The following is a 284-nucleotide window of genomic DNA, read 5'->3' as shown; positions in this document are numbered from 1 at the left end:
GTGATTTTCGACGGCCGCAATCTGTACGAGCCGGATGCCATGGACGAACTCGGCATCGACTATCACTCGATTGGACGTCCTTATGCCCAACCCTCCAAACCTGCAGCCGATGCCTGATATCATGCCCGCATCCGCCACGTCCACGCCCACCTCCACGACGTCGCCCGCACTTACCGTGGTGCCGCGTGCGCAACTCGCTGCCGCGCGCGTACTCGTGGTCGGCGAAGTGATGCTGGACCGCTACTGGTTCGGCGACGTCAATCGTATTTCGCCGGAGGCGCCGG

Annotated in this window: 1 pseudogene; it reads left to right on the top strand. The window is 63.0% G+C overall.

The features are described 5' to 3' along the window. Positions 1 to 82 precede the first annotated feature (82 nt). Positions 83 to 284, top strand: a pseudogene (locus SB753_RS36515) (D-glycero-beta-D-manno-heptose-7-phosphate kinase); the annotation flags it as partial.

This window comes from Paraburkholderia sp. SIMBA_053 (assembly GCF_046534895.1).
Lineage (GTDB): Bacteria > Pseudomonadota > Gammaproteobacteria > Burkholderiales > Burkholderiaceae > Paraburkholderia > Paraburkholderia caledonica.
The sequence above is the reverse complement of the archived record's forward strand: the minus strand, read 5'-3'. Positions and strand labels throughout refer to the sequence as shown.